The 26795-nt window shown below is 67.7% G+C and carries 24 protein-coding genes; 10 read left to right on the plus strand and 14 right to left on the minus strand.

Features of this window, described 5'->3' with window-relative positions:
• Positions 1–160 precede the first annotated feature (160 nt).
• Positions 161–1687, plus strand: a complete 1527-nt coding sequence (locus EV650_RS30430) for an HNH endonuclease signature motif containing protein (RefSeq protein WP_134122394.1) — start codon at positions 161–163, stop codon at positions 1685–1687.
• Between the two features lie 45 nt (positions 1688–1732).
• Here the strand turns inward: EV650_RS30430 and EV650_RS30435 are convergent, their stop codons facing one another.
• The 4 genes from EV650_RS30435 to EV650_RS30450 all read right to left on the minus strand — a co-directional run bounded on the left by EV650_RS30435 (position 1733) and on the right by EV650_RS30450 (position 7636).
• Entirely contained in the window at positions 1733–2962 is a 1230-nt protein-coding gene (locus EV650_RS30435; RefSeq protein ID WP_134122395.1) for an ArgE/DapE family deacylase, read from the minus strand.
• A 7-nt stretch (positions 2963–2969) separates the two neighbouring features.
• Positions 2970–3764, minus strand: coding sequence for a phosphotransferase family protein (locus EV650_RS30440; RefSeq protein ID WP_166678317.1), 795 nt, complete (start codon positions 3762–3764; stop codon positions 2970–2972).
• Positions 3765–3829: 65 nt separating this feature from the next.
• A complete protein-coding gene (gene aspS, locus EV650_RS30445) occupies positions 3830–5113 on the minus strand; it encodes an aspartate--tRNA(Asn) ligase (RefSeq protein WP_134122397.1) in 1284 nt (427 codons plus the stop codon).
• Positions 5114–5362: 249 nt separating this feature from the next.
• Complete coding sequence (locus tag EV650_RS30450; RefSeq protein ID WP_134122398.1) at positions 5363–7636, minus strand: sigma-70 family RNA polymerase sigma factor; 2274 nt, start codon at positions 7634–7636, stop codon at positions 5363–5365.
• A 267-nt stretch (positions 7637–7903) separates the two neighbouring features.
• Between EV650_RS30450 and EV650_RS30455 the strand changes: the two genes are divergently transcribed.
• The gene (locus tag EV650_RS30455; protein ID WP_134122399.1) at positions 7904–8728 is read left to right on the plus strand and encodes a hypothetical protein; all 825 of its coding nucleotides are present in this window, start codon (positions 7904–7906) and stop codon (positions 8726–8728) included.
• A 99-nt stretch (positions 8729–8827) separates the two neighbouring features.
• Here EV650_RS30455 and EV650_RS30460 read toward each other — a convergent pair whose 3' ends face one another.
• The 3 genes from EV650_RS30460 to EV650_RS30470 all read right to left on the minus strand — a co-directional run bounded on the left by EV650_RS30460 (position 8828) and on the right by EV650_RS30470 (position 11606).
• Positions 8828–10588 (minus strand): MFS transporter, encoded by a 1761-nt coding sequence (locus EV650_RS30460; protein ID WP_238174537.1) that lies wholly within the window; start codon positions 10586–10588, stop codon positions 8828–8830.
• Positions 10589–10668: 80 nt separating this feature from the next.
• Entirely contained in the window at positions 10669–11148 is a 480-nt protein-coding gene (locus EV650_RS30465; RefSeq protein WP_134122400.1) for a universal stress protein, read from the minus strand.
• The gene (locus EV650_RS30470) at positions 11145–11606 is read right to left on the minus strand and encodes a MarR family winged helix-turn-helix transcriptional regulator (protein WP_238174538.1); all 462 of its coding nucleotides are present in this window, start codon (positions 11604–11606) and stop codon (positions 11145–11147) included. The genes EV650_RS30465 and EV650_RS30470 overlap by 4 nt, the downstream gene beginning before the upstream one ends.
• Before the next feature lie 77 nt (positions 11607–11683).
• Here EV650_RS30470 and EV650_RS30475 point away from each other — a divergent pair, with 77 nt between their 5' ends.
• The 4 genes from EV650_RS30475 (at position 11684) to rsrA (ending at position 14166) form a co-directional block, all read left to right on the plus strand.
• Entirely contained in the window at positions 11684–12484 is an 801-nt protein-coding gene (locus tag EV650_RS30475) for an SOS response-associated peptidase (RefSeq protein WP_134122764.1), read from the plus strand.
• Positions 12485–12520: 36 nt separating this feature from the next.
• Positions 12521–13162, plus strand: a complete 642-nt coding sequence (locus tag EV650_RS30480) for an alpha/beta hydrolase family protein (RefSeq protein WP_134122401.1) — start codon at positions 12521–12523, stop codon at positions 13160–13162.
• 111 nt (positions 13163–13273) lie between these two features.
• The gene (locus EV650_RS30485; protein ID WP_134122402.1) at positions 13274–13897 is read left to right on the plus strand and encodes a sigma-70 family RNA polymerase sigma factor; all 624 of its coding nucleotides are present in this window, start codon (positions 13274–13276) and stop codon (positions 13895–13897) included.
• Positions 13894–14166 carry a mycothiol system anti-sigma-R factor gene (rsrA, locus tag EV650_RS30490; RefSeq protein WP_134122403.1) on the plus strand — a complete coding sequence of 91 codons (273 nt, stop codon included), beginning with the start codon at positions 13894–13896 and terminating at the stop codon, positions 14164–14166. The genes EV650_RS30485 and rsrA overlap by 4 nt, the downstream gene beginning before the upstream one ends.
• A 12-nt stretch (positions 14167–14178) precedes the next feature.
• Here the strand turns inward: rsrA and EV650_RS30495 are convergent, their stop codons facing one another.
• Positions 14179–16647 (minus strand): XRE family transcriptional regulator, encoded by a 2469-nt coding sequence (locus tag EV650_RS30495; protein WP_134122404.1) that lies wholly within the window; start codon positions 16645–16647, stop codon positions 14179–14181.
• Positions 16648–16973: 326 nt separating this feature from the next.
• Entirely contained in the window at positions 16974–17048 is a 75-nt protein-coding gene (locus tag EV650_RS41580) for a 50S ribosomal protein bL37 (RefSeq protein ID WP_369759046.1), read from the minus strand.
• Positions 17049–17312: 264 nt separating this feature from the next.
• Between EV650_RS41580 and EV650_RS30500 the strand changes: the two genes are divergently transcribed.
• Both EV650_RS30500 and EV650_RS30505 read left to right on the plus strand, forming a co-directional pair.
• Positions 17313–18668: an HD-GYP domain-containing protein gene (locus EV650_RS30500; RefSeq protein ID WP_134122405.1), complete on the plus strand. Its 1356-nt coding sequence runs from the start codon at positions 17313–17315 to the stop codon at positions 18666–18668.
• Positions 18665–19945 (plus strand): HD-GYP domain-containing protein, encoded by a 1281-nt coding sequence (locus EV650_RS30505; RefSeq protein ID WP_134122406.1) that lies wholly within the window; start codon positions 18665–18667, stop codon positions 19943–19945. The genes EV650_RS30500 and EV650_RS30505 overlap by 4 nt, the downstream gene beginning before the upstream one ends.
• Here EV650_RS30505 and EV650_RS30510 read toward each other — a convergent pair.
• The 3 genes from EV650_RS30510 to EV650_RS30520 all read right to left on the minus strand — a co-directional run bounded on the left by EV650_RS30510 (position 19907) and on the right by EV650_RS30520 (position 22644).
• A complete protein-coding gene (locus tag EV650_RS30510) occupies positions 19907–20560 on the minus strand; it encodes a DUF5317 domain-containing protein (protein WP_238174539.1) in 654 nt (217 codons plus the stop codon). The genes EV650_RS30505 and EV650_RS30510 overlap by 39 nt on opposite strands.
• 120 nt (positions 20561–20680) lie before the next feature.
• A complete protein-coding gene (gene mctP, locus EV650_RS30515) occupies positions 20681–22336 on the minus strand; it encodes a monocarboxylate uptake permease MctP (RefSeq protein WP_238174540.1) in 1656 nt (551 codons plus the stop codon).
• Positions 22333–22644 (minus strand): DUF3311 domain-containing protein, encoded by a 312-nt coding sequence (locus tag EV650_RS30520; RefSeq protein WP_134122407.1) that lies wholly within the window; start codon positions 22642–22644, stop codon positions 22333–22335. Before EV650_RS30520 ends, mctP begins: the two co-directional genes overlap by 4 nt.
• A gap of 80 nt (positions 22645–22724) precedes the next feature.
• Here EV650_RS30520 and EV650_RS30525 point away from each other — a divergent pair, with 80 nt between their 5' ends.
• Positions 22725–23693, plus strand: a complete 969-nt coding sequence (locus tag EV650_RS30525; RefSeq protein WP_134122408.1) for an endonuclease/exonuclease/phosphatase family protein — start codon at positions 22725–22727, stop codon at positions 23691–23693.
• Here EV650_RS30525 and EV650_RS30530 read toward each other — a convergent pair.
• Positions 23690–24598: a DUF2785 domain-containing protein gene (locus EV650_RS30530; protein WP_134122409.1), complete on the minus strand. Its 909-nt coding sequence runs from the start codon at positions 24596–24598 to the stop codon at positions 23690–23692. The two genes, EV650_RS30525 and EV650_RS30530, sit on opposite strands and share 4 nt — an antisense overlap.
• A gap of 104 nt (positions 24599–24702) precedes the next feature.
• Between EV650_RS30530 and EV650_RS30535 the strand changes: the two genes are divergently transcribed.
• Complete coding sequence (locus EV650_RS30535; RefSeq protein WP_134122410.1) at positions 24703–26181, plus strand: sensor histidine kinase; 1479 nt, start codon at positions 24703–24705, stop codon at positions 26179–26181.
• Between the two features lie 55 nt (positions 26182–26236).
• On the opposite strand, the gene EV650_RS30540 is transcribed toward EV650_RS30535, so the two are convergent.
• Positions 26237–26488 (minus strand): WhiB family transcriptional regulator, encoded by a 252-nt coding sequence (locus tag EV650_RS30540; protein WP_130383822.1) that lies wholly within the window; start codon positions 26486–26488, stop codon positions 26237–26239.
• Between the last annotated feature and the right edge of the window lie 307 nt (positions 26489–26795).

A 26795-nucleotide genomic window follows, 5' to 3' on the forward strand; every position in this document is an offset into this window, starting at 1 on the left:
TGCGTGATCGCAGCCCGGCCGGCGAATTTGCGTCGTGCGTCTATTCGAACATATGATCGAATGCATGAGTGAGTGTCCGATCGATCAGCCGGCCGCGCAGGCCCGGCTGTCTGTTGTCCCGAGAGCACGGGATGACGACGGTCGCTGGGATGCCGCTTTCTTGGCGCTGGTCGACCGGACGCGCGCTGATGAGCGGCTCGCGGATCGGCATGGGTTGCTCGGCAGGTATGTCGAAGCGGACGACCCGGACCGTGGTGCGGGATTGTTCGAGGCGGTCGCGTTTCAGGACACCGCGGAGCTGAACGATTCGGGCTGGCTGGACCGGCAGGAGTCGATCGGCCGATTGAAGTCCCGGCTGGCGGCGTGGGAGGCCGAGGCAACCGCCGAATACGAGGCTTCGTTGCGCGGTGCGTCCGCCGACCTTGGTCACCGCTACCCCGAGCCCGGAGACAGGGCGGCGGCGCCGGGGGAGCGTCGCTGGGTGGCAGGGGATCTACGCTCGCCGGCCGACGAACTCGCATTGGTGTGGCAAATGAACAAGGGTGCTGCAACAGCCCGCATCCACACCTTCTGCGAACTGGTGCACAACTTTCCGGCGACGCTGGCCGCGCTGGAAGAGGGCGACCTGACAGAGCGGGCCGCGGTCACGATTGTGCGGGAGTTGTCGGTCCTGGACGATCCGGAGGCGCTGCGTTCGGCCGAGACCGCGGTGCTCGAGTGGGCCAGGAAACATCCCTTGCAGAAGCTCAAGCGGGAAGCGCAACGGGAGGCGGCGCGGCGTTCACCAGAGGCACGCAGTAAGTCACACGCGCGGGCGATGGACGAGCGGTCGGTGCGGATTTTCACCACCAGCGACGGCACGGCTGAACTGATCCACACCCAGGATGCACTGGATGCGAGCGCGGTGATGACCAGCCTCACCCGCGCCGCGACCTACCGTCGCCGCCACGGTGACTCGCGCACCATGGATCAGTTGCGCGCCGACATCGCTCTGGCCCGCCTCCTGCCCCGCAGCAAGACTGGTAACCAGGCCGCTGACAAGCCAGCACAGACGCAGCCGACCGACTTGGTCGGTGAGAGCAAGGTTGGCGACGACGCTGCAGACACCGTCCAAGAGGGGGTCTGGGATCTGCCTGATGAATCTGTCATCGGCGCGGAGGCGAGTGTCGTCATCCATGCGACTGGCGCCGAGATCCGGGCCCTCCTCAACGGCGAGAACTGCACCGGCGGAGAGGCCGACCACCACGGCCCGATCCCTCAAGAGTCTCTGCGCAAGCACCTCACCCGGGTCCTGGCGCGCAATCTCCTCGGAGACCTCGGGCGCCCCACTCGGTCCCGCCTCGATATCCGCATCGCCGACGAACCACCGGTCGGCAACTCAGACACCTACACACCCGCTGCGGCCGTCGATCGCTTCGTCCGCGTGCGCGATCGCACCTGCCAGTTCCCCGGCTGCAACCGTCCGGCCGAGTTCGCGGATCTCGACCATCGCGTCGCCTTCGGGGACGGCGGCCGCACCACCACCGAGAATCTCCACTGCCTCTGCCGACATCATCACCGCCTGAAGCACGAAGGCGGATGGACCGTCGCGCCCAACCCCGACGGCACCACAACCTGGGCCAGCCCGACCGGCCGTTGCTACCGCACGCCCTCTCCTGAATCTCACGGGCCGCCAGGGGCTGGCTGATCGCCCCGCTCGGGCACCGGCCGGATGCTCCTCGGTGGATTCGGATCAGGTGCAACGGCGTACGGCGAGTAAGGCGTACGTGCGAGCGGCACGCAGTACCTCCGAGAGAACCACGTGCTCGTCGGCCGCATGTGCATAGCGGACGTCACCGGGGCCGTACTGGAGTGTCGGGATGCCGGCTGCAGCGTACTGGCGTAGATCCGACCCGTAGGGCGCTCCCATGACCTCTGGCGTCGCACCACCGACGTCGGCCGCCGCGAGGAGAGCGTCCGGGAGCAAGGGGTCGCCTTCGGGTAACAGGCCTGAGGCGAACTCGCCTCCTGGCCAGCTGACCTCGACCGGGTGTTCGCGGAACCAGTCGTCCTTCGCGCAAGCCTCTGCGATCGCGGTCTCGAAGGCGGCTCGGGCCTCGGCGAGCGGTTCGCCGAGGCGTACGCCGTACCTGCCCTCGGCAACGAGGTGGTCGGGGACGGTGCTCGCCCAGTCGCCGGCGGCGATGGTGCCGACGGAGAGTGGGTTGGCGAGGTCGAGGTGAGCGAGCAGCGGATGCGGGTCCCGGTTGCGGGCGAGCTCGAGCTCCTGCAGCGCGGTCTGGATCACGGTGAACTTCTCGATCGCACTCACCCCGCGGCTGCGGGTCGAACCGTGCGTCGCCAGCCCCGCCACCTCCAGCCGGAACGTCAGCGAGCCGGCGTTGGCCGGGATCACGGTCCCGGCGGTCGGCTCCGCGATCAGGCACGCCTCGCCGCGATGACCGCGACGAAGGGTCGCGAACGCGCCGAGCCCGCCGTCCTCCTCACCGATCACCGAGTGGACGGCCAGCGGCTTGCGCAACCGGATGCCTGCGGCAACAATCGCGGCCACAGCACCGAGGATCGCTGCGACGCCGCCCTTCATGTCGCAGGTCCCGCGGCCCCACATCACGCCGTCCTCGATCCGCCCGTCGAAGGCGTCGCCCGGCACCACATCCACGTGCCCGTTGAGAATCAGCCCCGGCGTCCCGTCTCCACCCAGTACGCCGACGCAGCCCCAAGCCTCGGCCCGCTCGACCTCCATGCCGGGGAACTCGGGGTCGGCTCGGAGCCCGTCCAGCTCCAACTGCCAGTGGTCAACCGAGGCCCCTAACGCAGCCAGCCGTCGTGCACACCACGCCTGTACGTCGCTCTCCGCCGCGGTCCCGTCCACACTCGGAATCCGGACCAGCTCCAGCAGGTCGGCAACAATCCGGTCGTCGTCGATCGCCGCCAGGACGGCCCGCTCCACCTCACTCAGCATGCGCACATCATGCATCCAGCAGCTCGAGCACCCGCCGAGCGCCGTACTCGATCAACTCCGCCGACCCCGTCCGGTCGTGCACGAACTCGGCGATACTCACGTACGCCGCCCCCGCGCACAACGCGACCGCCGCCCGTCCGCCGGCCCGCAGCGCGGCCTCCACGAACAGCTCGTCCACGCCGGGCGCTGCGCCGTCGCGCGCCGCCGAGGTCGCCAGCGAGACGTAGTCATACGCCCGGGAACCACCACCCGCGGCCTCGATGTCGACGATTCCGGCCACCGACCCGTCGTCGACGATCACGTTGCCGAGGTTGAGGTCGCCGTGGACCAGGTCGTCGTCCGGCAGTTCCACGTCACGGTACGGCCGGCACAACTCTTCGTACCGCCGCAGTAGCTCGACAGTCTCCCCGTCGTACCGGCTGACTCGCTCCCACACCCCGTCCCAGCCCTCCAGGACCACGCCGCGCGACCACGCCGACCAGCTGATCCCAGGCTCCGGCACGAGGCCACGCTGCAACTCGCACGCAGCGATCAGCTCCCGCGCGAGACCGGCGTCGACAACGGAGTAGTCGCGGATCGGCTCGCCACGCACGAACTCCTGCAACTGGTACGGCGACCCCGCCGCGGTCGTGCCCACGTGAAGCCAAGCAGGCGTCGGATAGCCGACCGCACGAGCCCGCTCAACGAGCTCAGCCGCCCGCTTGACCCGCTGCGTCCAGTCCGGGTTGTTCGTCCATTTGAGGACGACGCCGCCGGTCAGCTCGAAGGCGCCGGACTGGAAGCCACCGGTCAGTTGCCGCACGAGCCGATAATCGGTGCCTAGGGCAACGTTTAGCTCGGCGACAACCGACTCGGTGGTCTCCATCATCAGGGGGCGAGGCGGTGCAGGTCGCGCGGGAACAGCGTGACCTCGCGGACATTCTCCGCACCGGTCAGCCGGGCCACGAACCGCTCCAGCCCGATCGCGAACCCGCCGTGCGGCGGCATCCCGTGCTTGAACGCCTGCAGATACGAGCTGTACGCCGGAGCGTCCGCCGACTCACCCCGCGCTGCCAAAGCCGCGACGTAGTCGGAGTACCGATGCAGACGCTGCCCGCCGGTCACCAGCTCCATCCCGCGGAAGAGCAGGTCGAACGAGTTCGACCACCGCGGGTCCGACGGCTGCGGATGCGTGTAGAACGGTCGCTTCACCATCGGGTAGCCCTCGACGGCGACAAATGCGCTGCCGTGCTCGTGCAGCGCCCATTCACCGACAGCACGCTCGTCCGCCGGCGCCAGGTCCGGCTCGTCCGGGTTCGCTCCCGCGATCTTGAGTGCCTCGCTGAAGTGCACCACCGGCACGTCCACCGGGATCTCCGGCAACTCGATCCCGAGCCGCTCGAGCGCCGACGAAGCACGCGAGCCCACCGCTGACAGCATCCCGTCGATGGCAGTCCGCAGTACCGCGAGGACGTCGCGGTGGTCGGTGATGAAGCCGAACTCCGCGTCCAGCGACACATACTCGGCCAGGTGCCGGACCGTGTCGTGCGGCTCGGCCCGGAACACCGGACCGACCTCGAAGACCCGCTCGAACACCCCGACCATCTGCTGCTTGTAGAACTGCGGCGACTGCGCCAGGTACGCCGGCCCGCCGAAGTAGTCCAGCGCGAACACGTTCGCCCCGGACTCGGTCGCCGTACCGACGATCTTCGGTGTCTGGATCTCCGTGAATCCCTGACCGTCCAAAGCAGAACGGAATCCGTGCAGAGCCGCCGCGGCGATCTCCCACCCGGCCCGGACGACCGGGTGCCGGAGAGCGACCGGTGCGTTGTCCAGTACGACGGGAAGCCCGGCGCCGACCGTCGGCCGCCAGAGCTCGATCGGCGGCGTTGCGGCCGGCTCGGTCAGCGGCTCGATCACCGGGTCGACGATCTCCGCGCCACCCGGCGCCTGCGGGTTGGCGGCGACCGTACCGGTCACCTGAACAACAGTCTCTTCACCCAGCTCGTCCAACTGGGCCTGAGAGCCCTTGACCACGATCTGGGCCAAGCCGGACCGGTCGCGCAGGATCAGGAAACTGACGGCTGCGAGCCGTCGTCTTCGATGCACCCAGCCGGCCACCGTAACGGTCTGGCCTACTGCTGAGGGGATCTCATGGTTGAGAATGCGCATTGCTGTTTCACCTCCAGGTCTGACTCGAACCCCGGAGGTGTGGGCGAAGGGGAATCTCGCGGTGCCACCACACCTTCACCGGATCCGACGGACCCGGCCTCTGGCCGTGCATTCGCTCGGGAGTGTCTTCGCAACCGCTCCACGCATCGCCTTCTCAGCTACCGGCGACTCTCTCGTGCGTGGTGTACGGCGCTACTCGGTTCCGTCAGCGCGAACAAGACCAGGATAAGGGACCCGGCAAGCCCGTTTTCACCGACGTGTGCTCGACGGCGGGATCTGAGCCGTGTCGGTGTCCTCGCGACCGCCCAGCCGGGCGTGGACGGTGATCGTGTTGTTCGAGCCGTTGCCGGGCAGCCACGCGTTCCACTCGGAGTTGAGCGGCTTCTTGTAGTTGTTCGTCCAGCAGGTCGCGCGGCGGATGTCGCTGGTCCGCTCACACGTCCAGCCCAGGTCGTACGACGGCAGGAACCACAGGTTGCGTCCCCACGAGATGTCCAGGGTCACCTTCCGGCCCTGGGCGCCGTTGACCTGCAGGAACCGGTTGTAGACGAACGGGTTCGGGTCGTTGTGCGGCGTCGGTGTGAGGATCTGCAGCAGCGACTCGTCCGATTGCACGGCCGGCAGCACCTCGGAGTCGGTGTCGCTGACCAGATCGGCCTGCGCCGCCACCGTGAACGTCCGCGCGGCCGCCGACGAGTCGTCCGGTACGTCGAAGTTCGCCGGCAGCGAGGCTGGTTTCGCCGGGTTCGCCGCCGTGCACGTCTTCGTCTTGCTCGAGCACTTCCAGCCGGCCGGGTTGGCCGCGATCGGCCACTCCAGCTCCGAGCCGTAGCTGAGCTTCAGCGTCACGCTGGTCCGGTCGGTGCGCGGGGCAACGCTGATGATCCGGTGGTGGACATCCGGGTCGGCCTTGCCGGCGACGATCTTCAGCAGGTTCTCGTCGGTGCTCGGCTGGGCCAGCACGGTCGCCGAGTCGTCGTCGTACAGCCGGCCGGACTTGGCCGAGACGGTGAACGTCCGGTCCGCGGCCGAGCCGCCGGTCGGGCCGTCGAAGGTGACCGCCATCGGCGCCGGAGCGGCCGGATTGGTCGCCGTACACATGTCAGCCGCCGCGTTGCAGGTCCAGCCCGGCGGGTTGCCGTTCATCGGCCACTCGAGCTCGGCGCCGTACTTGAGCCCGATCATCACCGGGTTGGTGTTCCCGGCCGGAGTCGTGATCGTGATCGTGAACCGGATCCCACCCGCGGCCGCTGATCGGGTCTCCTGGAAGGCAGGGCTGCCGCCGCCGCTCGGAATGCTGATCTTCACCAGACCCTCGTCGAGGACCGGAGTGGTCGGCGTCGGCTTCGTCGGAGTCGGCGTGCTGGGAGGCGGTGTCGGGACGACGGGCGTCGGGGTAGGCGTCACGGTCGGCTGCGTCGGCGCGGTCGTGGGTGCCGTGGTCGGGGCCGTTGTCGGGTTGGACGCCGGCGGCTTGGCCGACGGGGGTTTCGCGGACGGCGGGTTGACCGGCGGCACGGTCGGCTTCTGCGCCGGCGGCTGCGTCGGGCTCGACGCCGGCGGCTTCTCGATCGCCGCCGGGGGAGTGTCGTTACCGGTCAGCGCCATCGCGGCGAGTACGGCGGCGATCGCGACGACCACCACCGCGCCGCCGGCGACTGCCGTCCGGGTGCTGTTCTCGGTGACCTTGCGCCAGCCGGTGATGACGAACCCGACCAGTCCGACCTTCGCGCCGGACGCGGCGGCCAGGTAGCCGATGCCCGCAGTACCGAGCAGGGCCGGGGCGAGCAGTGCCGGCAGCGCACTGTTGACCTCGACGAGCTCGAGGTAGACCGCGGTGCATTTCGCGCAGTCGTCCATGTGCTCGCGGACGTTCCGGTTCTCGCGCTTGGTCAGGCCGCCGCGGACGTAGGCGCCGAGGCGCTCGGTCGTCCAGCGGCAACGGTCTCCGGCGACATCGGCCAGGTGCTGCTGCAGGTACGCCTGCCGCAGACCCTCACGGGCTCGGTAGGCGAGGGCGGACACGCCGTTCGCGGTCAGGCCGAGCAGGGGAGCGATCGCGGCCGGCTTCTCACCCTCGACCTCGGTGTGCCAGAGCACGGCCTGCCAGCGCTCGGGCAAGCTGGCGAACGCCTTGGCCGCCGCACCGCTCTCGAACCCGGTGACGGTCGGGTCGTCGAAGGTCTCCGGCTCCCGCTCGTACGACGCGATGTCGTCGGTGGTCTGCACCTTCTTACCGGACCGGATCCGGTCGACGTGCACCCGCCGTACCGTCGTCAGCAGGTAGGCGCGGAACGAGATGTCGGGACCGCCACCGGCCCGGAGCGCGTCCAGGACCTTGGCGAACGCGTCACTGGCGAGGTCGTCGGCGTCGTTGACCGGGACCAGCTGACGGGCCATCCGCTCGGCGGCGTGGTGGTGCCGCGCGTAGAGCTCGCCGTACGCCTCCAGGTCGCCGTTGCGAACGCGCGCGATCAGTTCGGCATCGCTCGCAACATCCGGCTGGCCTTCCGGCGTCTCCATCGATCTCCCCGTGGGTTCTGACTATCTGTGCAGCAACGTGACGGTCCGTCACTTTGTTGCCGGAGACAAGGCTCCCACGTGAGACGGATTCTCGCACTATCCCTGACGCGGAACTGTGCTCCTTCTCTGACGAGATGACCAGCCTGGAAGTTACGCGAAAAAACTTCTGCGAATCCGCGTCATGAACCGCGTCACCGGCTGTCTCTTCGGCGTACGACGCTTCCGGCCGACCGGTCGGGAGACTGACGGGGCTATTCGAGGAGGGCCATGTCGCTGTTCGCGGACATCCGCAGACGGCTAGACCTGCGTCCGGCCAAGTCCCTGAACCTGGCGGGGTCGCCCGCCCGGACCCGGCCGGAAGCGTCGTCGAACCAGAACTCACCCGAGCTTCCGCGCGGCCGGAGGGAGCCGCACGGCACAGCTGGCATCGACCACAGCGCCTATCTCGCGATCGCCGAGGCGCTGACGGACGGAGCCGATGTCGTGCCTGCATCGGACGAGGTCGGCCGCCGGTTGGCGGCCGACGGAGTCTCGCTGGTGGAGGCACTTGATGGGCTGAGTGCGCTGTACCGCTCGATCGCCGGGGGCGAGCCGGCTTTCACCGCGGTACGCGCACTCAGTTCCAGCTGGGCCGAAGCATCCCTCGTCTACCTGCACTCGCTGTCCTGCGAGGACCCGCTGACCGGGCTGTCCAGCCTGGCGCACCTGCGGTCCCGGCTCGGAGAGCTCTACCGAGAGGCGGAGTTCCGTGGAACTTCCGTACCGCAAACCCACGCACTGGTGGTTGTCGAGCCGCTCCATCCCGCGGGGACGTCGGCGTTCGACCGCGAGCTCCGGCTTGTCGACATCGCGGAATGCCTTCGGATCGTCTTCAGCGGCGGTGACGTACTGGGCCGCGTCGGCTCACGTCGCGCGGCGGCGCTCGTCGGCCGCGAGCCGAACCTGCCGGAGCAGGTCGCGACGGTACGAGCCCTGATCACCCAGTGGCGGCTGGACACCGACGTACCCCAGCTGGCCCGGACCTGGATCGAAGGTCTCCCGGGCAGTGACGAGATGGCCGGGAGGTTGCTCGACGAGCTGGCCAGACCTTAGGACCTGCGTCCGGACGCCAACAGGGGGGCGGCCGGACGCACTACACCGGCGGCGGATCGCCTAACACGGGGTGGGCGATCCGTCGCCGCTTGTCCAAATTCAGGCTTCGCGTACGGCGGTTGCCGGCAGCGGAGCCGGCTCCGGCAGCGGTGACCCGTCCGGCTCGGTGTGGATGTAGCGCGGGCCGCGGAAGAGCGAGGCGGCGGCGCCCACCAGCGACATCCCGATGGCGACCGCGAACACGATCACCAGACCGTGGTGGAACGGGCCGGAGATGAGCTGGGGGAAGAACTCCTTGCTGGTCAGCGTGCCCAGGTCGGCGCCCTTGATGGCCGAGGCCGGCACCGAGCCGAGCGCCGTACCGATCGGGTTGTAGCCGAGGAACGCGGCGAACAGGCTGCCGACCGGCGGCTGGTTGCCGATGCCCGCGGCAACAGCCTGCGGCACTCCATGAGCCTGCAGGCCCTCGGTCAGTGTGCGCGGCAGGGTCGACGCCAGCCCGGCGATCATCATCGTGAAGAAGACGCCGATCGACAGCGACGTACCCGAGTTGAGGAACGTGCCGCGCATCCCGGATGCGGCGCCCCGGCGGTTGGCCGGCACGCTGCTCATGATGGCGCTCGTGTTCGGAGCCGAGAACAGGCCCGAGCCGATGCCGTTCAGGACCAGCAGGCCGGCGAAGGCCCAGTAGCTGAAGTCAGTCGGGAGCAGCATCAGTCCGGTAAAGCTCAGCGCGACGACCAGCAAACCGCCGGTCGCCAGGCTGCGGGCGCCGATTCGGTCGGAGAAGTAGCCCGACAGCGGTCCGGCGATGAGGAATGCGATGGTCAGCGGAAGCAGGTAGATGCCGGCCCATAGCGGCGTACTGGAGAAGCTGTAGCCGTGTAGCGGCAGCCAGATTCCCTGCAGCCAGATGATCAGCATGAACTGCAGACCGCCACGGCTGATCGCGGACAGCAGACCGGCGAAGTTCCCCGCCGAGAATGCCTGGATCCGGAACAGCGACATGTCGAACATCGGGTCCTTGATGTGCGCCTCGACCACGCAGAACGCCACCAGCAAGGCGACGCCGGTGCCCAGCCCGGTCAGTACCCACGGACTGGTCCAGCCCATGTCATGACCGCCGTACGGCTGGATCCCGTAGGTGATCGCGACCAGGACCGCGGTCAGCCCGACCGCGAACAACCCGTTGCCCCACCAGTCGATCCGGGCCGTGGTGCGGGTGCTCGTCTCGCGCAGGCTGCGGTACGACCACACCGTGCCGAGGAGGCCGAACGGGACTGAGACGAAGAACACCAGCCGCCAGTCAACCGGCGCGAGTACGCCGCCGACGATCAGGCCGATGAACGAGCCGCCGATCGCGGCGACCTGATTGATGCCGAGGGCAAAGCCGCGGCGATCCGCCGGGAACGCGTCGGTCAGGATCGCCGTCGAGTTGGCGAACAGCATCGCGGCTCCGACCCCTTGCACGAGTCGCCAGAGGATCAGCCACATCGCGCCACTGCCTTGGGTCAGCGGGTCGAACACGAGCGCCACCGACCCGATCGTGAAGACGGTGAAGCCGAGGTTGTAGATCTTCACCCGGCCGTAGATGTCGCCGAGCCGGCCCAGCGTCACGACCAGAACCGCGGTCACGACCAGGAAGCCCATCAGCATCCACAACAGGTAGCTGACGTTGCCCGGTCGGAGCGGGTCGAGCTTGATACCGCGAAAGATGTCGGGCAGCGAGATGATCACGATCGACGAGTTGATCGTCGCCATCAGCACACCGAGCGTCGTGTTGGACAGCGCCACCCATTTGTACCGCGGGTCATCCCGCTCGACCGCGAACCGGGCTGCCGACTTGTCGCCTGAACTCACAGCACTCTCCCCAGGAGACGTGATTTGCTTAGCAAAGCTAAGTATATCTCGCTACCGGAGGCGCTCCTCCGCCGGGCCGCTCAGGGCACGACTACGACGACCGGGGCGTCCTTGCGGCAGGTCAGGCGGTGGCCGAGGGAGCCGGTCAGGCGGTGCCAGATCTTGGCCGAGCGGCCGACCACGATCAGGTGGGCGTCGACGGAGCGGGCGATGTCGGTCAGGGTGGCGGTGGCGTCGCCGTACTCGCTGACGAAGCTGAGCGGTACGCCGGCGTCGCGGGCGCGGCCTACCGCTGCCGCCTCGATCTCGTCGGCGATCTCGTGCCTGGTGTTCTCGGCGCCGACGTAGTCGTACGGGACGCCGAGGGCGACGGCCGGCTCGGAGTACGGCATGACGTAGACCGCGACCAGGCGGCCGTGAGTACGCAGTGCTTCTCCTGCTGCCCACGCGAACGCGTCCCAGCCCGTGGCCGAACCGTCGATTCCGACGACGATCGCCGGGAGCCCGGCGGCCTGGTTCTGGGAGAGCTGAGCTCGACGGGCTTCTGCGTCGTAGTTCATCTGGTCACCTTCTTAGGCAACGGAGTACGGCTGTCCTGGTTTTCGTCGGCAAGCTCGGCCAGGCGGAGCAGCGCCGGCAAGGCAGCCTCGAGCGCTTCGGCGTCCTGGTCGTCGAGCTTGCCGATCAGTTCGGTCAGCGTCGACGCGCTCGCGGTGCGCATCGCGCGAAGCTGCTGACTTCCGGCGTTGGTGACGGCGACCAGGACGACGCGGGCGTCGGCGGGATCGCGGCGACGCTCGGCGAGGCCGAGGTCGGTCAACTGGGTCACGAGTGCCGTCATCGACGGCTGGGTAACTTCCTCGCTGACGGCCAGGTCGGTCAGCCGCCGTGGACCGGTGCGCTCCAGCGTGGACAGCACGGAGGCGGCGGTCAGGCTCAGGGTGCGGTCCCGGCGCCGGATCGCGACAGCGGCCAGGCCGAAGAGCGCCTCACCCACCGCGACACTGCCTGTGGTCATGCAGGAAGTATAGCCCCATCTATATAGCTTCGGTTATGAATCACCTTTTGTCGGTGCGGATCGTTAGGCTGGTCAGCGTGTGCGGTAGATATGCGTCCAGCCGGGACCCGTCCGATCTCGTCGAGGAGTTCGAGATCGAGTCGGGCAACGTGCGTGAGTCCGTCGAGGAGCTTCCGGACAACTACAACGTCGCGCCGACCGACCAGGTGATCGCCGTGGTCGAGCGGAAGAACCGGGAAGTGCCGGACGAGACGGTCCGCAAGCTGACCACGGTCAAGTGGGGTCTGGTGCCGTCGTGGGCGAAGGACACCACGATCGGCTCGCGGCTGATCAACGCCCGGATGGAGACGGTGGCGGAGAAGCCGGCGTTCAAGAAGGCGTTCGCCACCCGGCGCTGCATCCTGCCCGCCGACGGGTACTACGAGTGGTACACCGCCGAGGAGAAGGTGAACGGCAAGCCGGTCAAGCAGCCGTACTTCATTCACCCGCCGGACGGCAGCGTCCTGGCGATGGCCGGGCTGTACGAGATCTGGCGGGACAAGTCGGTCCAGGATGCCGACAAGGACGAGGCCTGGCTGTGGACCTGCACGGTCCTGACCACGTCGGCGACCGACGACCTCGGCCGCATCCACGACCGGATGCCGCTGCTGGTCGAGCGCGAGCGGTACGACGCCTGGCTCGACCCGCTGTCCTCGGATCCGGACGAGCTGCTGGAGCTACTGGTCCCGGCTGCCCCCGGTCGGTTGGAGGCGTACGCCGTCTCGAAGGCGGTCAGCTCGGTCAAGAACAACGGCCCGCACCTGGTCGATCCACTGCCGCCCGACGGCGCCGATCCGATCGACAAGCCGCCCGCGCCGGAGGAGACCACGCTCTTCTGAGTTTCCTGCCCACTCTTTCCCGGTCCTGATGACAGGATGGGGCGGGTGACCGACGAACGGATTGTGGGGACGCCGCACGGAGAGGCCCGGATCGTGGCACACCGGGCCCGCCGCCCGGTGGCGACGCTGGCCCTCGGTCATGGAGCCGGGGGCGGGATCGAGTCGGGTGACCTGGCCGCGCTGGCCGGCCGGCTGCCGAAGCAGGACATGAACGTGTTCCTGATCGAGCAGCCCTGGCGCCGCGCCGGTCGCAAGCTCGCCCCGGCGCCGAAGGTGCTCGACGAGGCCTGGATCGCGATCATCGGGCAGTTGCGGGTCCGCACGCCGCTGGTGATCGGCGGCCGGAGTGCGGGCGCGCGGGTGGCCTGCCGGACCGCGAGCAGCCTGGGGGCTTCCGGCGTACTCGCGCTGTCGTTCCCGCTGCACGCGCCCGGGAAGCCGGAGAAGTCGCGGGTCGACGAGCTGCAGGGGACCGGGTTGCCGACGTTGGTCGTGCAGGGGGAGCGGGATCCGTTCGGTACGCCGGAGGAGTTTCCGCCGATGACGGAGATGGCCGTCGTACCGGATGGCGACCATGCCTTCAAGATGCCGAAGCGGGCCGAGCTGGATCAGCAGGAGGCGTACGACCTGCTGGTCGAGGCCGTGTTCGAGTGGGTCGTCCGCGAGGTGTCCGGATAACGGTCGGTGTACGGGAATGGCTCCGTTGCCAGGCGTGTTGTGACGAACATGATGGCGACGAGAGAGGCTCCGGCGAGGACTACTGGGAAGACCCCGGTATTCTCGATCACGATGCCGACTCCCACCACGACCGAGACACCCGAGCAGCGGACCGCGCGCTTCGAGCGCGAGGCGCTGCCGTTCCTGGATCAGATGTACGCCGCGGCGATGCGGATGACCCGTAATCCGTCCGACGCCGAGGACCTGGTCCAGGACACCTTCGCGAAGGCGTACAGCTCGTTCCACCAGTTCACGCCGGGCACCAACCTCAAGGCGTGGCTGTACCGGATCCTGACGAACACGTTCATCAACGGCTACCGGAAGCGCCAGCGCCAACCGACGCAGTCGCCCACCGAGGAGATCGAGGACTGGCAGCTCACTGCTGCCGAGTCGCACACTCCCGGTGGGCTGAAGTCGGCCGAAGCCGTTGCTCTCGAACACCTGCCCGACTCCGACGTGAAGTCGGCCCTGCAGTCGATCCCGGAGGACTTCCGGCTGGCTGTGTACCTGGCCGACGTCGAGGGCTTTGCGTACAAGGAGATCGCCGAGATCATGGGTACGCCGGTCGGCACCGTGATGTCGCGGCTGCACCGCGGCCGGCGGCAGTTGCGTGACCTGCTCGGCGACTACGCCCGGGATCGCGGTCTGATCCCGGACGAGAGCACGGATGAGACCGTGGAGAAGGAGGAGTCGTGAGCTGCGGCGAGCCCCACGACGTCGACTGCGGAGAGATCCTGCAACGGGTCTACGTCTTCATCGACAACGAGCTGGAAGACGCCAGCTCGGACGAGATCCGGCAGCACCTCGAAGAGTGCGCCCCCTGCCTGGACGAATACGACCTGGAACGTTGCGTCAAGAAACTGGTCCACCGCTCCTGCGGCTCTGACCACGCCCCCGACGCCCTCCGCCAGCGAATCCTCCTCCGCCTGACCCAAATCCAGGTAGAAATCACCACGACCGACTGATTCGACTGCCGGTCAGATCGAGTAGGTCGAGATTCGGTAGTTGTAGATTTCGTCGCGGAGCAGTTTCTCGAGTAGTTCCCCGGCGTCCTGGTAAGCAACCTCGGACACATTCTTGAGCACCGACAACGCGGCGTTCAACTGCTCTACGGCCGCGGCCCGATCGCCGTCGGCGGCATTGATTTTGGCGAGTTCGATGTGCAACCGCCCTTCCCGCTCGGGATCACGGGCGGCCCGGGCCAGCAGTAGGCCGGACTCGACGTGGCCGGCGGCTGCGCCGAGGTCGCCCTTGGCGGCATGTGCAATCGCGAGCAGATGGTGGCTCTCGGCCTGGAAGGTCGAGTCGCCGGACTGCTCTGTCACCTGCAGAGCGCGCCTCGCCATTCCGATCGCGTCGTCATAGCGCCGGACCTGGACGTGTGCGAAGGCTGCATTCAGGTAGCGCTTGAAGATCGCTCGGGTGTCGCCGGCCCGCTCGGCCAGCGCGATGCCCTCGGCGAGCGCTGCGTCGGCCGCCGCGAAATCTCCGATCCGGTCGTAGAGCCCACCGACTGCCGTGAGCGAGACGCCCTCCAGCGTCGGGTCCTGGATCGTCCGACTGAGGGCAAGGGCCATCCGCCCGTACGCCAGCGCGTCGTCGATCTGCCCCTCCACGCCGAGCAGGTAGGCCAGCGACGACGCGCTGCGTGCCTGACCGAAGAGGTCGTCGATCTGGCTGAACATCTTCAGAGCGGTCTGGATGCGGACGATCGCCGAAGCGGCAGCGCCGGTCTCCGCGTCCGGGATGGCGCCGTCGTGTTGGAGCCAGGCGGCAGTCGCCGGGCGACCGTGCCGTTGCGCGAGCTCGATGGCGCCGGTGCTCATCTCACGCATGTCCTGCCAGCGACGTCGCGACTCGTGGTAACCGAACAACGCCAGGGCCAACTCCGCAAGGAGGACGCTGTCCGCAAGACCGGTCTGTCGCGCCTGCCGGAAGCGGTCCATCATGTTCCGCTGCTCTGCGTCCAGCCAGCGCAGGCTGGCTTCGCGGCTGCTGAAGGTCGGCAGCAGCCCGCTGCTGCCGACAGTGGCCAGCGGCAACCGTGGGCTGGTCGAATGCGTGAGCCGCTGGCAGATCCAGGCTGCCTCCGTGTAATACCGCAGAACCCGGGCCAGGGCTTCGTCACGCTCGAGCGGGCTCAGCGTTTGTTCGGCGACCTCTCGCCCGTACGCACGGATCAGATCGTGGAACCGGTAACGCGCCGGCGCAACGGACTCGAGCAGATTGAGGTCGGCGAGGCGCTCGACGATTGCATCGGCGCGACGGATCGGCACCTCGAGCAGTACGGCGGCAACGGCCGTCGTCAGGTCTGAACCGTCCGGGACGGTCAGCAACGGCAGGGCACCGGCCGCCTGCCGGTCGAGATCGCGGTCGCTGGTCTCGAGGAACTGGACGGAGCTGGCGATGCTGGCGCGTACGCCGGTCTCGTCGGAGCCGAGGCCGTCGAGGCGGCGCTCCTGGTCCTGCAACAGGTCGACGAAGTGCTGGATCGGCCACGTCGGCCGGGTCGCGAGTCGCCCGCCGACGAGCCGGATCGCCAGCGGCAGCCGGCCGGAGTAGGAAGCGAGGACCCGGGTGGCATCCGGCTCGGCGGCGACCCGGCTCGGCCCGATGACTCCGGCCAGCAGGTCGACGGACTCCGACTCCGACAGCGCGTCGAGGAGGATCTGACGAGCGCCGGGCAGGTTCGCCAACGAGCCACGGCTGGTGATGATCGCTCCAGATCCCGCGTGGCCGGGCAGCAACGGCACGACCTGGGCGACGTCGGCGGCGTTGTCGAGCAGCAGAAGTACTCGCCGGCCGGCGAGCTGGGATCGCAACAGGGCGGTGGCTTCGTCGACGTCGTCCGGGATCGACGCGATATCGGAGCCGAGCGAGCGCAGCAGGTGACGCTGCGCGTCCGTGGTGGACATCGGCGCGCCCGGTCCGTAGCCGCGGAGGTTGAGGTAGAGATGGCCGTTCGGGTAGCTGTCGGCAAGCATGTGCGCGACGTGGACGGCGAGTGTGGTCTTGCCGATGCCGCCCATTCCGGTGACGGTGACCAGGCCGACGGCCGACGCGCCGTCGCCGGTCGAATCCCGAAGTACAGAAAGGATTGCGTCGACCTGGGCGGCACGGCCGGTGAAGTCCGGAGCGGCGGGTGGTAGTTGCCACGGGGTCGGGACCTGGTCGGCAGCGGGCTCCTTCGGCGACGTCCGTGGCGTGCCGAGCTTGCCGCGGGCAACGGTGCGGAACTGGTCGGCTTCGGCAGCGGTGAGGGCAAGCGCTTGGGTGAGTGCGCGAACGGTGTCCGCGCGGGGGCGGCTGCGGGTGCCGCGTTCGAGGACGCTGATGGCTTGTTCGCTGAGGCCGGCCTTTTCGGCGAGGGCCGCTTGGGTGAAGCCGGCACGGGCGCGGAAGGTGCGCAATAGCTCGCTCAGGCTCGGCGTGGACAGCTCAGCCACCTCGCTCACTCCTCGGATCCGGGTTGGATACGGTCAGTACCGGAAACCTCCGGGGCCAACTCTAGGGGGATCCGGCAACTGACGGCCGGTGTTATCCACAGCCACCTCGAACCGGAGCCGGGAGTGCGGGTGTTGAACAGTGCCGGAGATCCGGTTCGGACCGGTCAGTGAATGCCCAACGATCGTTTGAAAGATAGCATTCGGTATGTGAACGGGGACTCTCCGAATACAGAACCTCTGGTTTAGCTGGTCTGCTGTAAACCTGTGACCAAATCGCAAAGACCCCGGATTTCTCCGAGGTCCTCGCTGTCTGTAGCCGCCTGGGGTCAGGCGTTGGGGCGCTTGCCGTGGTTAGCGCCCTTCTTCTTGCGTGCACGGCGCTTCCGGCCGGTCTTACCCATTTCTAAGCCTCCTTGAAACAACTGCAAAGAGTCACAGTCTCTCATACCACGCAGCCTTCGTCGCAGTCGGCGGCGGGTCACGGTTGGGCTTACAGTGTTTCGGCGCAGCCGTTATGAGCAAAATTCAGACGAGTCAGCGTTGTGCTGTCTGCCCCCCTACGTCCTCCGATCCGGACGGCGTAAGACTGCGACCGCTGATCGGAGGTGACGTATGATGACCGGCGACGCTTGGGATTGGTGATCCTTCTGCCATGGAGGGCATGAATGGCGTTGGGCCCTCGGACACGGATCTTGCCGCTTGCTGTTGCGGCCACCGCGGTGGCTGCTGCTGTCTCCTTGGTGCTGGCTATCGGCCAGACCGAACAACCTTTTGTGGTGGCCGGCTTCTGCTTGCTCGCGCTCGTTGCCAGCGCGTTGCGATCGGTGCACACCGAGCGACCAGTAGAACTCGTCTCAGTTGTCCTTGCTGCCGTCTACGTCGTCGCGGGCCCTGCCGCGGCGGTCGTGGTCGCAGCCGTCGGGTCGTTGGCCCAAGCGCGGGCGCCGATCATCAAACGGGTTTTCAACAGTGCACAACGGATTGTGTCGGCGGCCGCTGCCGCAGTTGTCTACGCGGCGCTGAACGGCCCGGTCGGCGATGAGGTGTTCCACCGGGTTCCGGACGCCATCATCGCGGTCACTGCCGCGACTTTCGCCTTGCTGTTGGTCAATGCGCTGCTACTGACGATGATCCTGGGGCTCGAGCGCGGCCGCCACGCGGTCGCCGAGTTCCTCCGTCACGTCGTCCGGACGACGGCCGTTCCCCTGCTCGGGTACGGCTTACTCGGTCTGTCGATGGCTGTGATCTGGCTGGGCGGCCTGAACATCTTCGCGGCGTTCCTGATTCTTGGCCCGTTGGTGGTGGCCAGGTGGGCGCTGTCCCAGTACGCGGCCGAGCGCCGCGCGCAGTCCGCGACGCTCCGCGCGTTCATCCAGCTGATCGAGGTCAAGGACCTCTACACCCGCGGTCACTCCGAACGGGTCAGCGCCGGCGTCGGCCTGCTCGGCCGGCAGTTGGCGCTCAGCGAGGATCGGCAGAACGCATTGGAGCACGCCGGTCTGTTGCACGATGTCGGCAAGGTCGGTGTCCCGACCAGCATCATCCAGAAGCCCGGCCGGCTGGACGATTCCGAGATGGACGCGATCAGGCTGCATCCGGCGCGCGGTGTCGAGTTGATCGGCAACATCCCGTTCCTGGAAGAAGTGAAGTCCGCGGTACTCCATCACCACGAGAAGTACGACGGAACCGGCTACCCGGCCGGCCTCAGTGGTGTCAACATTCCGTACTTCGCCCGGATCATCGGGATCGTCGACGCGTTCGACTGTCTGACCTCGACGCGTTCCTACCGTCCCGCTCGCGGGGTGGAGGAGACGCTGGCGATCCTCGAACAGGACAAGCGCTCGCACTTCGATCCCGAACTCGTCGACGCCTTCGTCCAGGTGATTCGGGCCCAGGGCTGGCAAGCTGCCGAGGTCGTTCAGCCCGCGCCGGATGCCTCGGTCCAGTTCAGCATCGACCACGACGACCTCAGCCTCGGCGAGGGTGGCGGCGCGTCCGGATCAGCAGCAGGTCCCGGATGACGGGCCTTGCCGATACGGACCGGATCTCGACCCGCAACCTGGGCAGCGGAGTCGTCATTCTCGTCGCCGGTGCGGCCGTTGGGCTCGCGGCGTTCCTGATCACCGTTCGCCACGGCATCTCCGAGTGGTCGTTCGCGGTCACGTTCGGTGGGTTGATCGCGATCGGCGAGATGGTCCAGTTCAACGTGTACGGCAACCGGAACCGGGCACCGATCGCAACCAGCGCGGCGCTCGGCTACGCGATGCTGCGCGGTCCGGCGCTGTCACCTCCGGACATCGCTCAGATCATCACCGTGGTCGGCGTCGCGACGATGATCGGGGTCGTTCCGCGTGCGGTCGCCGGACTCCAGTGGGACGTCGTCGTCTCTGCCCGACGGGTGATGTCGGTCGCCTGTGCGGCCATCGTGTTCACTGCGGTCATTCCGGTCAGCGAGGGTTGGAACGGCTCCTGGCGACAGTCGATGCCGATCATCCTCGCGATGCTTCTCGGGGTCCTCGCGGCCGGCGTCACGGATGCGTTGATCGGTGCGGGGCAGGCGACCGAGCGCTACAACAGGCCGTTCCCCGCCGCGCTCCGGGACGAGCTGGTGATCCTGGGCCAGATCGGCATGGCGATGGGGATCGGTGCTGTCCTGCTGGCCGCGGGGACCTCGCTCGTCGGGCTGTGGGCCCCGCCGCTGGTCGTGGTGCCGTTGTTGCTGACGCAGTTTGCGTTTCGGCGGTTTGCTTCGGCGCAGCGGACCTATCGGACCACGGTGCGGTCGATGGCTCGGAGTACGGAGATCGCTGGGTTCAGTAGTCCGGGGCAGAATGCGCGGACGGCTACGTTGGCGGTGGCTATTGGCAACGATCTGGGGCTGACGCCGGCCAGGATGGAAGCCCTGGAGTACGCCGCTTTGTTGTCGGGGGTCGGGCAGTTGGCGTTGGCGGATCCCAGTCCAGGTGGGGCATCGCTGCTCAGGACCCGGGAGGAGCGGCAGCGGGCCGCGGAGATCGGGGCTTCGGTGATCGAGCGGTCCGGGGTGCTGGACCACGTGGCCGAGATCGTCAGGCACTCCAACGATCCGTACCGGCACGGGCGGGCGAACAACGCGAACATCCCGGTCGAGAGCGGGATCGTGAACGTTGCCTTGGCCTACGAGCAGCTGGTCGGCGAAGGGTCGGGGCAGTCGCCGGACAAGGCGATGGAGTCGATCGGGCTGGGCATCGGAGCGGAGTACGACCCGGTCGTGGTCGAGTCACTTCGCCGGATCGTCGGGCGCGGCTTCCGCTTCTGAATCGCTGATCTCCCGGCTGGCCTTTGGTGACAGCTGGAGCAGGGCAGGAGTGCCTGCGCACGGCTCCAGATCGGCCCACACGGGGGCGGCCTGCGCTGCCACGTGGCCAGACGCACCCATGCTGGTGAAGAGGAGCAGGCCGGCGCCTGCGGCGATCAGTAGGTCACCTGGGCTGACAGCCTGACCGAGCCCGGGAAGGGCCACGGGTACGACGTCGCCCAGCCAATGCAGCCGGGTCGCGGAGTCGGAGAGCTCGTGCCGCGGATCGGTCACCATCGCATTGCCGACACCCGCATGTGCCAAGGCGTTGAGCGACACCGGCATCGCGCCGTTCAATGCGACCACCAACGCGTTGCTGAAGAAACCCAGCGCCAGCAGGCCAACCCCGGGATGCCGGAGGTTCAGTCGCAAGAAGACGGCGATGCAGACCGCCGACCCGATCAGTCCGACCGGGTACGCCGTACCTCCGAAGAGCGACCCGAGCAGTTGCCCGATCGCCGCCGCGGCCAGCCAGTGCACGCCGCTCAAGGTGTTGCCGGCCAGCCGTCCGAACCGGCCGCCGGTCGCGAGCGCCGCCCCGGCAGCGAGCACCATGACGAGGAGGACCAGCAGCACGTGTGCGATTCTGCCGAACCCGCGGCCCGAAACCGGGCAAGCTGACCCCGCAGCGTGTCGACTTAACCGCAAAAGGTGGCGACGGCCCTGGACCTCCCAGGACCGCCGCCACCATTGAGCTCAGGACTTCGCGGTCGCCGCTCCGCCCTCGTCGAGGATCTCCGGCAGGTCCTGCACACCCGGGTCGCCCCGATCGGCGGTGTAGTCCGTCGGGTGCGTGGTGTCCTCCCCGTTCGGCACCTTCAGCGCCTGGAACACGAACGTCAGCACGATCACGACGATCAGGTTCAGCACGAACGCCGTCAACGCTATGTACGCCGGCGTATTGGTGAACGGGATGTTCGCCAGCGACCCACCGAAGTGCTTCTTGGTCGCCGGGTTCACCACGTTGTACGCCGAGACCGTGCCGAACACCATCGCCACCGCCCAGCCGGCCAGCAACGCGTACCGGTGGAACCAGCGGGTGTACAGACCGACCACGATTGCCGGGAAGGTCTGCAGGATCCAGATCCCGCCCAGCAGCTGCAGGTTCAGCGCGATCGTCTTGTCCATCGCGAGCACGAACACCAGCGCGCCGACCTTCACCAGCAGCGACGCGAGCTTGGAGACCTTGGCCTCCTCGGCCGGTGTCGCCGACGGCTTGATGAAGGCGCGGTAGATGTTGCGGGTGAACAGGTTGGCCGCCGCGATCGACATGATCGCCGCCGGCACGAGCGCGCCGACCGCGATCGCCGCGAACGCGATCCCGGCGAACCAGGACGGGAACTCCTGGTCGAACAGCCGCGGGATCGCCAGCTGCGGGTTGGCCAGTCCGTCCAGACCCTTCACGTTCACGTTGGCCTTGATCGCCATGAACCCGAGCAGCGCGAGCAGCCCCAGCAGCAACGAGTACGCCGGGAGGATCGCCGCGTTACGCCGTACCACGTTGCGCGTCTTCGTCGACAGCACCGCGGTCACCGAGTGCGGGTACATGAACAACGCCATCGCGGAGCCCAGACCCAGCGTCCAGTAGGACACGTAGCCGGCGTTGCCCGGGATGAACGACCCGGTCGGCTTGCCGGTCACAGCGTTCGGCTTGGCCATCTTCTCCTTCGCCGCACCGAAGATCGAGTCCCATCCTCCGAGCACGTGCGGCAGGTAGAAGATCGCGACCAGGATCACCACGTAGATCAAGAAGTCCTTGACGAACGCGATCATGGCCGGCGCCCGCAGGCCGGAGGAGTAGGTGTACGCCGCCAGCACCGCGAACGCGATCAGCAGCGGGAGGTCCTTGGCCAGCGTGTTGTTGCCGCCCAGACCCATCGTCTCGAAGACCGCCTGCATGCCGACCAACTGCAGCGCGATGTACGGCATCAGAGCCAGGATGCCGGTCACGGCCACCGCCAGCGTGAGGATCTTGCTGCCGTACCGGCCGTTGACGAAGTCGGCCGGTGTCACGTAGCCGTGGCGATGCGAGACCGACCACAGCCGGGCCATGAAGACGAACACGATCGGGTAGGCCACGATCGTGTACGGAACGGCGAAGAAGCCGCTGATCGCACCGGTCGCGTACATCGCGGCGGGCACCGCGATGAAGGTGTACGCCGTGTAGAGGTCGCCACCCAGCAGGAACCAGGTGATGAACGTGCCGAAGTTTCGGCCGCCCAGACCCCACTCGTCGAGGTTGTCCAGGTGACCGGCACTTCGCCAGCGGGCCGCCATGAAGCCCATCACCGTGACGCCGCCGAAGATCACCACGACGATGATCAGCTGCACCCAGTCGACACTCGTGTTCACTGGTCGCCCTCCTTCGCCGAGCCGTCCGAGCCGTAGGGACCAGCCGGAGCATCGGAGGCCTCAGGGTCACCAAGTCCCTGGGCGGCCCGGCGTTTGCGCTCCTCGGAGCGGACCAGCCGATAGCTGATGCTGACCAGGATCGCGGACAGGAAGACCCACATCAGCTGGTACCAGTAGAAGAACGGAAAGCCCCACAGATGGGGGTCCGCCTTGGCGTACGTCGGCACCAGCAGCGGTAGGACGATCGCCACCACTACCAGCACACCGGAGATCCAGTACGCGGGTTTGACCGCGGACAATCGAGACACTGCAAACCTCCTCGGGACACAGGCGCAACGCAGCACGCTACCGTTCGATGACAGTACGTACTAGATCTTCAGGTTGGTGCATGGATAACGAAAAGGCATGGTTCGTACGGCGCGTCGTGCTGTCCGTGCTGTTCCTCGTCATCGTTGCCGTGCCGCTGTATCCGGAGCTCTTCGGGCTGGACGAGGTGACGCCGTTCACGCAGCTGGTCGCGTTCCGTCCGCAGGAGCTGGTGCTGGTCCTGGCGCTGGCCCTCCTGATGCTGGTACGACGAGGTTGGCGAATCGCCGCCGTACTCGTCGGGGCTCTCACTCTGGTCGGCGGTGGGCTGACGGCACCACGTCAGTTCTCCGACGCACGACCCGCGCCGGCCGGGTCCCGGGTGCTGACGGTCATGGTCGCGAACGTGCTCGGCGGGGGAGCGCGGGCGGCCGACGTCGCCCAGGTAATCCGGGACCGGAAGCCGGATCTGGTTTCGTTGCCGGAGGCCCAGGTCGACGTCCGCGAGGAGATCCGGGCGCAGCTGCAGGACCTGCAGTACAAGGGCTTCACGGCCCAGCCGAGCAAGGCAGTCGAGAGTGCGACCAGTGTTCTTGTCTCGTCGTCGCTCGGGAACGTGTCGTTCGCATCCGAGGCCGGGACAACCTTCGGCAACATCTTCGTGACCGGCGGGAGCCTGGGCCAGATCCGGCTGATCGTGTACCACGGGTTCCCGCCGCTGACCGACTCGGTGACGACCTGGAAGAACGACCTCCAGCACCTACGCCGATGGTGCGCCGAGGACCCGCCGTCGATCGTGGCAGGCGACTTCAACGCGACCCTCGATCACGCGGACTTCCGTCATGCCCTGGGCGGCTACTGCCGAAGCGTCGGGCCGACGGTCGGTGGTGGGCTACAGGGCACCTGGCCGGCCGATCAGCCTGCGGTACTGCGGACGCAGATCGACCATGTGGTCGTGACGCGGCAGTTCGAGCCGGGGCGATTCACGACGTACCCGATCCAAGGAACAGACCACCGGGCCGTCGTTGCGACGGTCGCCGTACTGGGTTAGGACTGCGGGTTGGTGGCCGGGCGGTAGATGTAGGGCTGCGAGGCCTGGACCGCTTCGGTCAGCATCAGCAGCAGGTCGGCGCGGGCCTCGATCGGCCGGCCGAAGAGCTCGTCGTCGCCGGGGATCGGGAAGCCCTTGACCCCGATCGCGAGCTGGCTGAGCAGGACGTGCAGGACGCCGCGGGCGTTGAACACCTGCGGCGTCGGCCACTCCGGCAACGTCTCATGCATCAATGGCTGCTGGCCTGCGGTCGCCGCGATCGGCTTCAGCCAGCGCTCGAGCTCGTCGCTGGTCAGCATGTTCCGGTGCAGGACCGTCATCACCGCGTGCGCGACCCGGTCGTGCTCCTCGTGCACCCAGCGGTACGGCGTGTCCTTGACGATCCGGTCCGCGAGTACGTCGAGCAAGGCCCGCAGCACGCCGGCGTCGCAGTGCCGGGACCGGGCCAGCGCACCGATCGCATCGGCGCCGTGGGCAACGGCATGCGCCCAGCCGCAGTCCTGGACGAACCCGCGCAGGTCGCGCTCGCGCAGCAGCCAGGTGGCCAGCCGGTCGCCCCAGCGCATCACCACCTCGTCGTGCACCAGGAACTCGGCGTTGTCGCGGTGGATCACCTCCGCCAGCGTCAGCGCGGTGAACGAGCGGCGGAAGACCGTGTCCGTGCCGTCCTCACCGAGCCCGTAGTTCAGGCCGGCGCACAGACCGTCCCCGAACCCGGGCAGCAGGTCGTCGTACACCCCGCGCTCCAGCCAGGTGGCGAGCGTCGGGTAGGCGAGCGCGTCGCGGACCTGCGGATTGGTGCTGGCCAGGCCGCGGACGAGCTCCTCGGTGAGCTCGGTCAGCGTACGGTCGTGCGGTACCGCGTAGTCCGCGGCCATCACGTCCTGCCAGTACGTCGACTCCACCCTTGCATCCTTTCATCCGTGCCTGATCAATCAACACCCACACGCCTCTACTTGTCGAGCGGACCACCCGCCCGGCTGGTATAAGCCGTCGGTAGCATCGAACCGTGCCGTCTCTCAGCGACGTGGCCCGAAACCACACAACCCTGGATCAGGCCGACCTGGATCGCCTGCAGCTGCTCGTCTCCGACTGGCAGATGCTGGCCGACCTGTCGTTCGCCGATCTCGTCCTCTGGCTGCCCGACACCGAGGGCCTCGGATTCTGGGCCGGGGCGCAGATGCGGCCCACCACCGGGCCGACGGCGTACCTGGACGACATCGTCGGAAGCTTCATCCCGCGCGGCCGCCGGCACCTGCTGGACCAGGCGTACGACGGCGGCCGGATCTGCCGCGAAGGCGACCCGGAGTGGCGCGACGACGTCCCCGTCCGGGTCGAGACGATTCCGGTACGACGCGGCACCCGGGTGATCGCGGTGATCGCGCGGAACACCAACCTGCTCGGCGTGCGGACCCCGTCCCGGCTGGAGATCGCCTACCTGCAGAGCGCGACCGACCTGGCCCGGATGATCACCGACGGCATCTTCCCGTACGGCGGGGAGCGGCTGCTGTCCACGACCCCACGGGTCGGCGACGGCTGTATCCGGGTCGATCGGCACGGGATGGTGACGTTCGCGAGCCCGAACGCGTTGTCGGCGTACCGGCGGATGGGACTCGTGACCGATCTCGTCGGGAGCCGGCTGAAGGACGTGACCGCCGAACTGCTGCACAGCGGCCGCAAGGTCGACGACGTGCTGGCCTCGGTGGTGACCGGACGCGCCGCCAAGGAGATCGAGATCGAGAACTCCGACGCGACGTTGTTCCTCCGGGCGATCCCGCTCCGCGCCGACGGCCAGCACGTGGGGGCACTGATCCTGCTCCGTGACGTCACGGAGCTGCGGAGCCGGGAGCGGGAGCTGGTCACCAAGGAGGCGACCATCCGGGAGATTCATCATCGCGTCAAGAACAACTTGCAGACGGTCGCCGCGTTACTCCGGATGCAGGCCCGAAGAATCTCTGTCCCGGAAGGACAAGCCGCCTTGGCCGAAGCCGTTCGGCGGGTCGGGTCGATCGCGATCGTGCACGAGACGCTGTCGGAGTCGTTCGACGAGCACGTCGACTTCGACGACGTGGCCGATCGGGTCGGCGCGATGGTCGCCGACGTGTCGACGGTCGCGACCACGGTCGAAACCCGGCGTACCGGATCGTTCGGCGTACTGGACTCCGAGGTCGCGACGCCGCTGGCGATGGTGCTGACGGAACTGATGCAGAACTCCGTGGAGCACGCGTTCGGGACGCGTGACGGGGGAGAGGCGAGCGGCTCGATCGAGCTCACCGCCGAGCGGTCGGTCGGGCGCCTGCGGGTCGACGTGATCGACGACGGCAAAGGGCTGCCGACGAACTTCGACTCCGAACTGTCCGGCAACCTCGGCCTGTCCATCGTCCGCACCCTGGTGATCGGCGAGCTGGACGGCACCCTGGATTTCGGCAACCGCCATGACGGGAAGCCAGGCACTCAAGTCACCTTGGACATCCCAGTGAAGGACTAGCAGAAACACAAAGGCCCCGCGGTCAGTTCCCGCGGGGCCTCGAGGAGGGCTGGTTTCAGGCGGTGCGAATGCGCTGGCGGGCGTTGCGGCGCTTCAGAGCGCGACGCTCGTCCTCGCTCAGGCCGCCCCAGACACCGTGGTCCTGGCCGGCTTCCAGCGCCCACGCGAGGCACTGCTCGCGCACGTCACAGCGTCGGCACACCTGCTTGGCCTCTTCGATCTGCATGATCGCAGGCCCGGTGTTACCGATGGGGAAGAACAGTTCCGGGTCCTCGTCGAGGCATACGGCCCGGTGGCGCCAATCCATGGCGGATCCCATCTCTCTCAGTAGTTGACGTAAGCTGCCGGGTAGGTCTGTGCCCGATCAGCGGTGCTGTACTCGTCGGTCCGTTCGCACTGGGGGGTTTTAGTGCGATGCGTTGTGAACGCATTCACGAACGAGTCCATGTTCCCAATCTTGGCGGATCGAAACAAGGGTTATGGAGTTGTCGATCCGATCACAACGCTTCCTTAACACTCGGAACTGGCGCAGCGTCGTACTCTCCATCCGGTTATCGGACAGAGCCGCTCTTCCGCAATCACCCGTTCACTGCAGGTAACCGTTCCAACCGTCT

Source organism: Kribbella kalugense (assembly GCF_004365875.1).
Lineage (GTDB): Bacteria > Actinomycetota > Actinomycetes > Propionibacteriales > Kribbellaceae > Kribbella > Kribbella kalugense.

Coding starts and splice junctions, on each gene's coding strand:
- EV650_RS30435 (WP_134122395.1), bottom strand. CDS start 2,962: ATGCTGAGTGAGGTGGAGCGGGCCGTCCTGGCGGCGATCGACGACGAC.
- aspS (WP_134122397.1), bottom strand. CDS start 5,113: ATGCGCATTCTCAACCATGAGATCCCCTCAGCAGTAGGCCAGACCGTT.
- EV650_RS30450 (WP_134122398.1), bottom strand. CDS start 7,636: ATGGAGACGCCGGAAGGCCAGCCGGATGTTGCGAGCGATGCCGAACTG.
- EV650_RS30455 (WP_134122399.1), top strand. CDS start 7,904: ATGTCGCTGTTCGCGGACATCCGCAGACGGCTAGACCTGCGTCCGGCC.
- EV650_RS30465 (WP_134122400.1), bottom strand. CDS start 11,148: ATGAACTACGACGCAGAAGCCCGTCGAGCTCAGCTCTCCCAGAACCAG.
- EV650_RS30470 (WP_238174538.1), bottom strand. CDS start 11,606: ATGACCACAGGCAGTGTCGCGGTGGGTGAGGCGCTCTTCGGCCTGGCC.
- EV650_RS30480 (WP_134122401.1), top strand. CDS start 12,521: ATGGGGCGGGTGACCGACGAACGGATTGTGGGGACGCCGCACGGAGAG.
- EV650_RS30485 (WP_134122402.1), top strand. CDS start 13,274: ATGCCGACTCCCACCACGACCGAGACACCCGAGCAGCGGACCGCGCGC.
- EV650_RS30500 (WP_134122405.1), top strand. CDS start 17,313: ATGGCGTTGGGCCCTCGGACACGGATCTTGCCGCTTGCTGTTGCGGCC.
- EV650_RS30505 (WP_134122406.1), top strand. CDS start 18,665: ATGACGGGCCTTGCCGATACGGACCGGATCTCGACCCGCAACCTGGGC.
- EV650_RS30525 (WP_134122408.1), top strand. CDS start 22,725: ATGGATAACGAAAAGGCATGGTTCGTACGGCGCGTCGTGCTGTCCGTG.
- EV650_RS30540 (WP_130383822.1), bottom strand. CDS start 26,488: ATGGATTGGCGCCACCGGGCCGTATGCCTCGACGAGGACCCGGAACTG.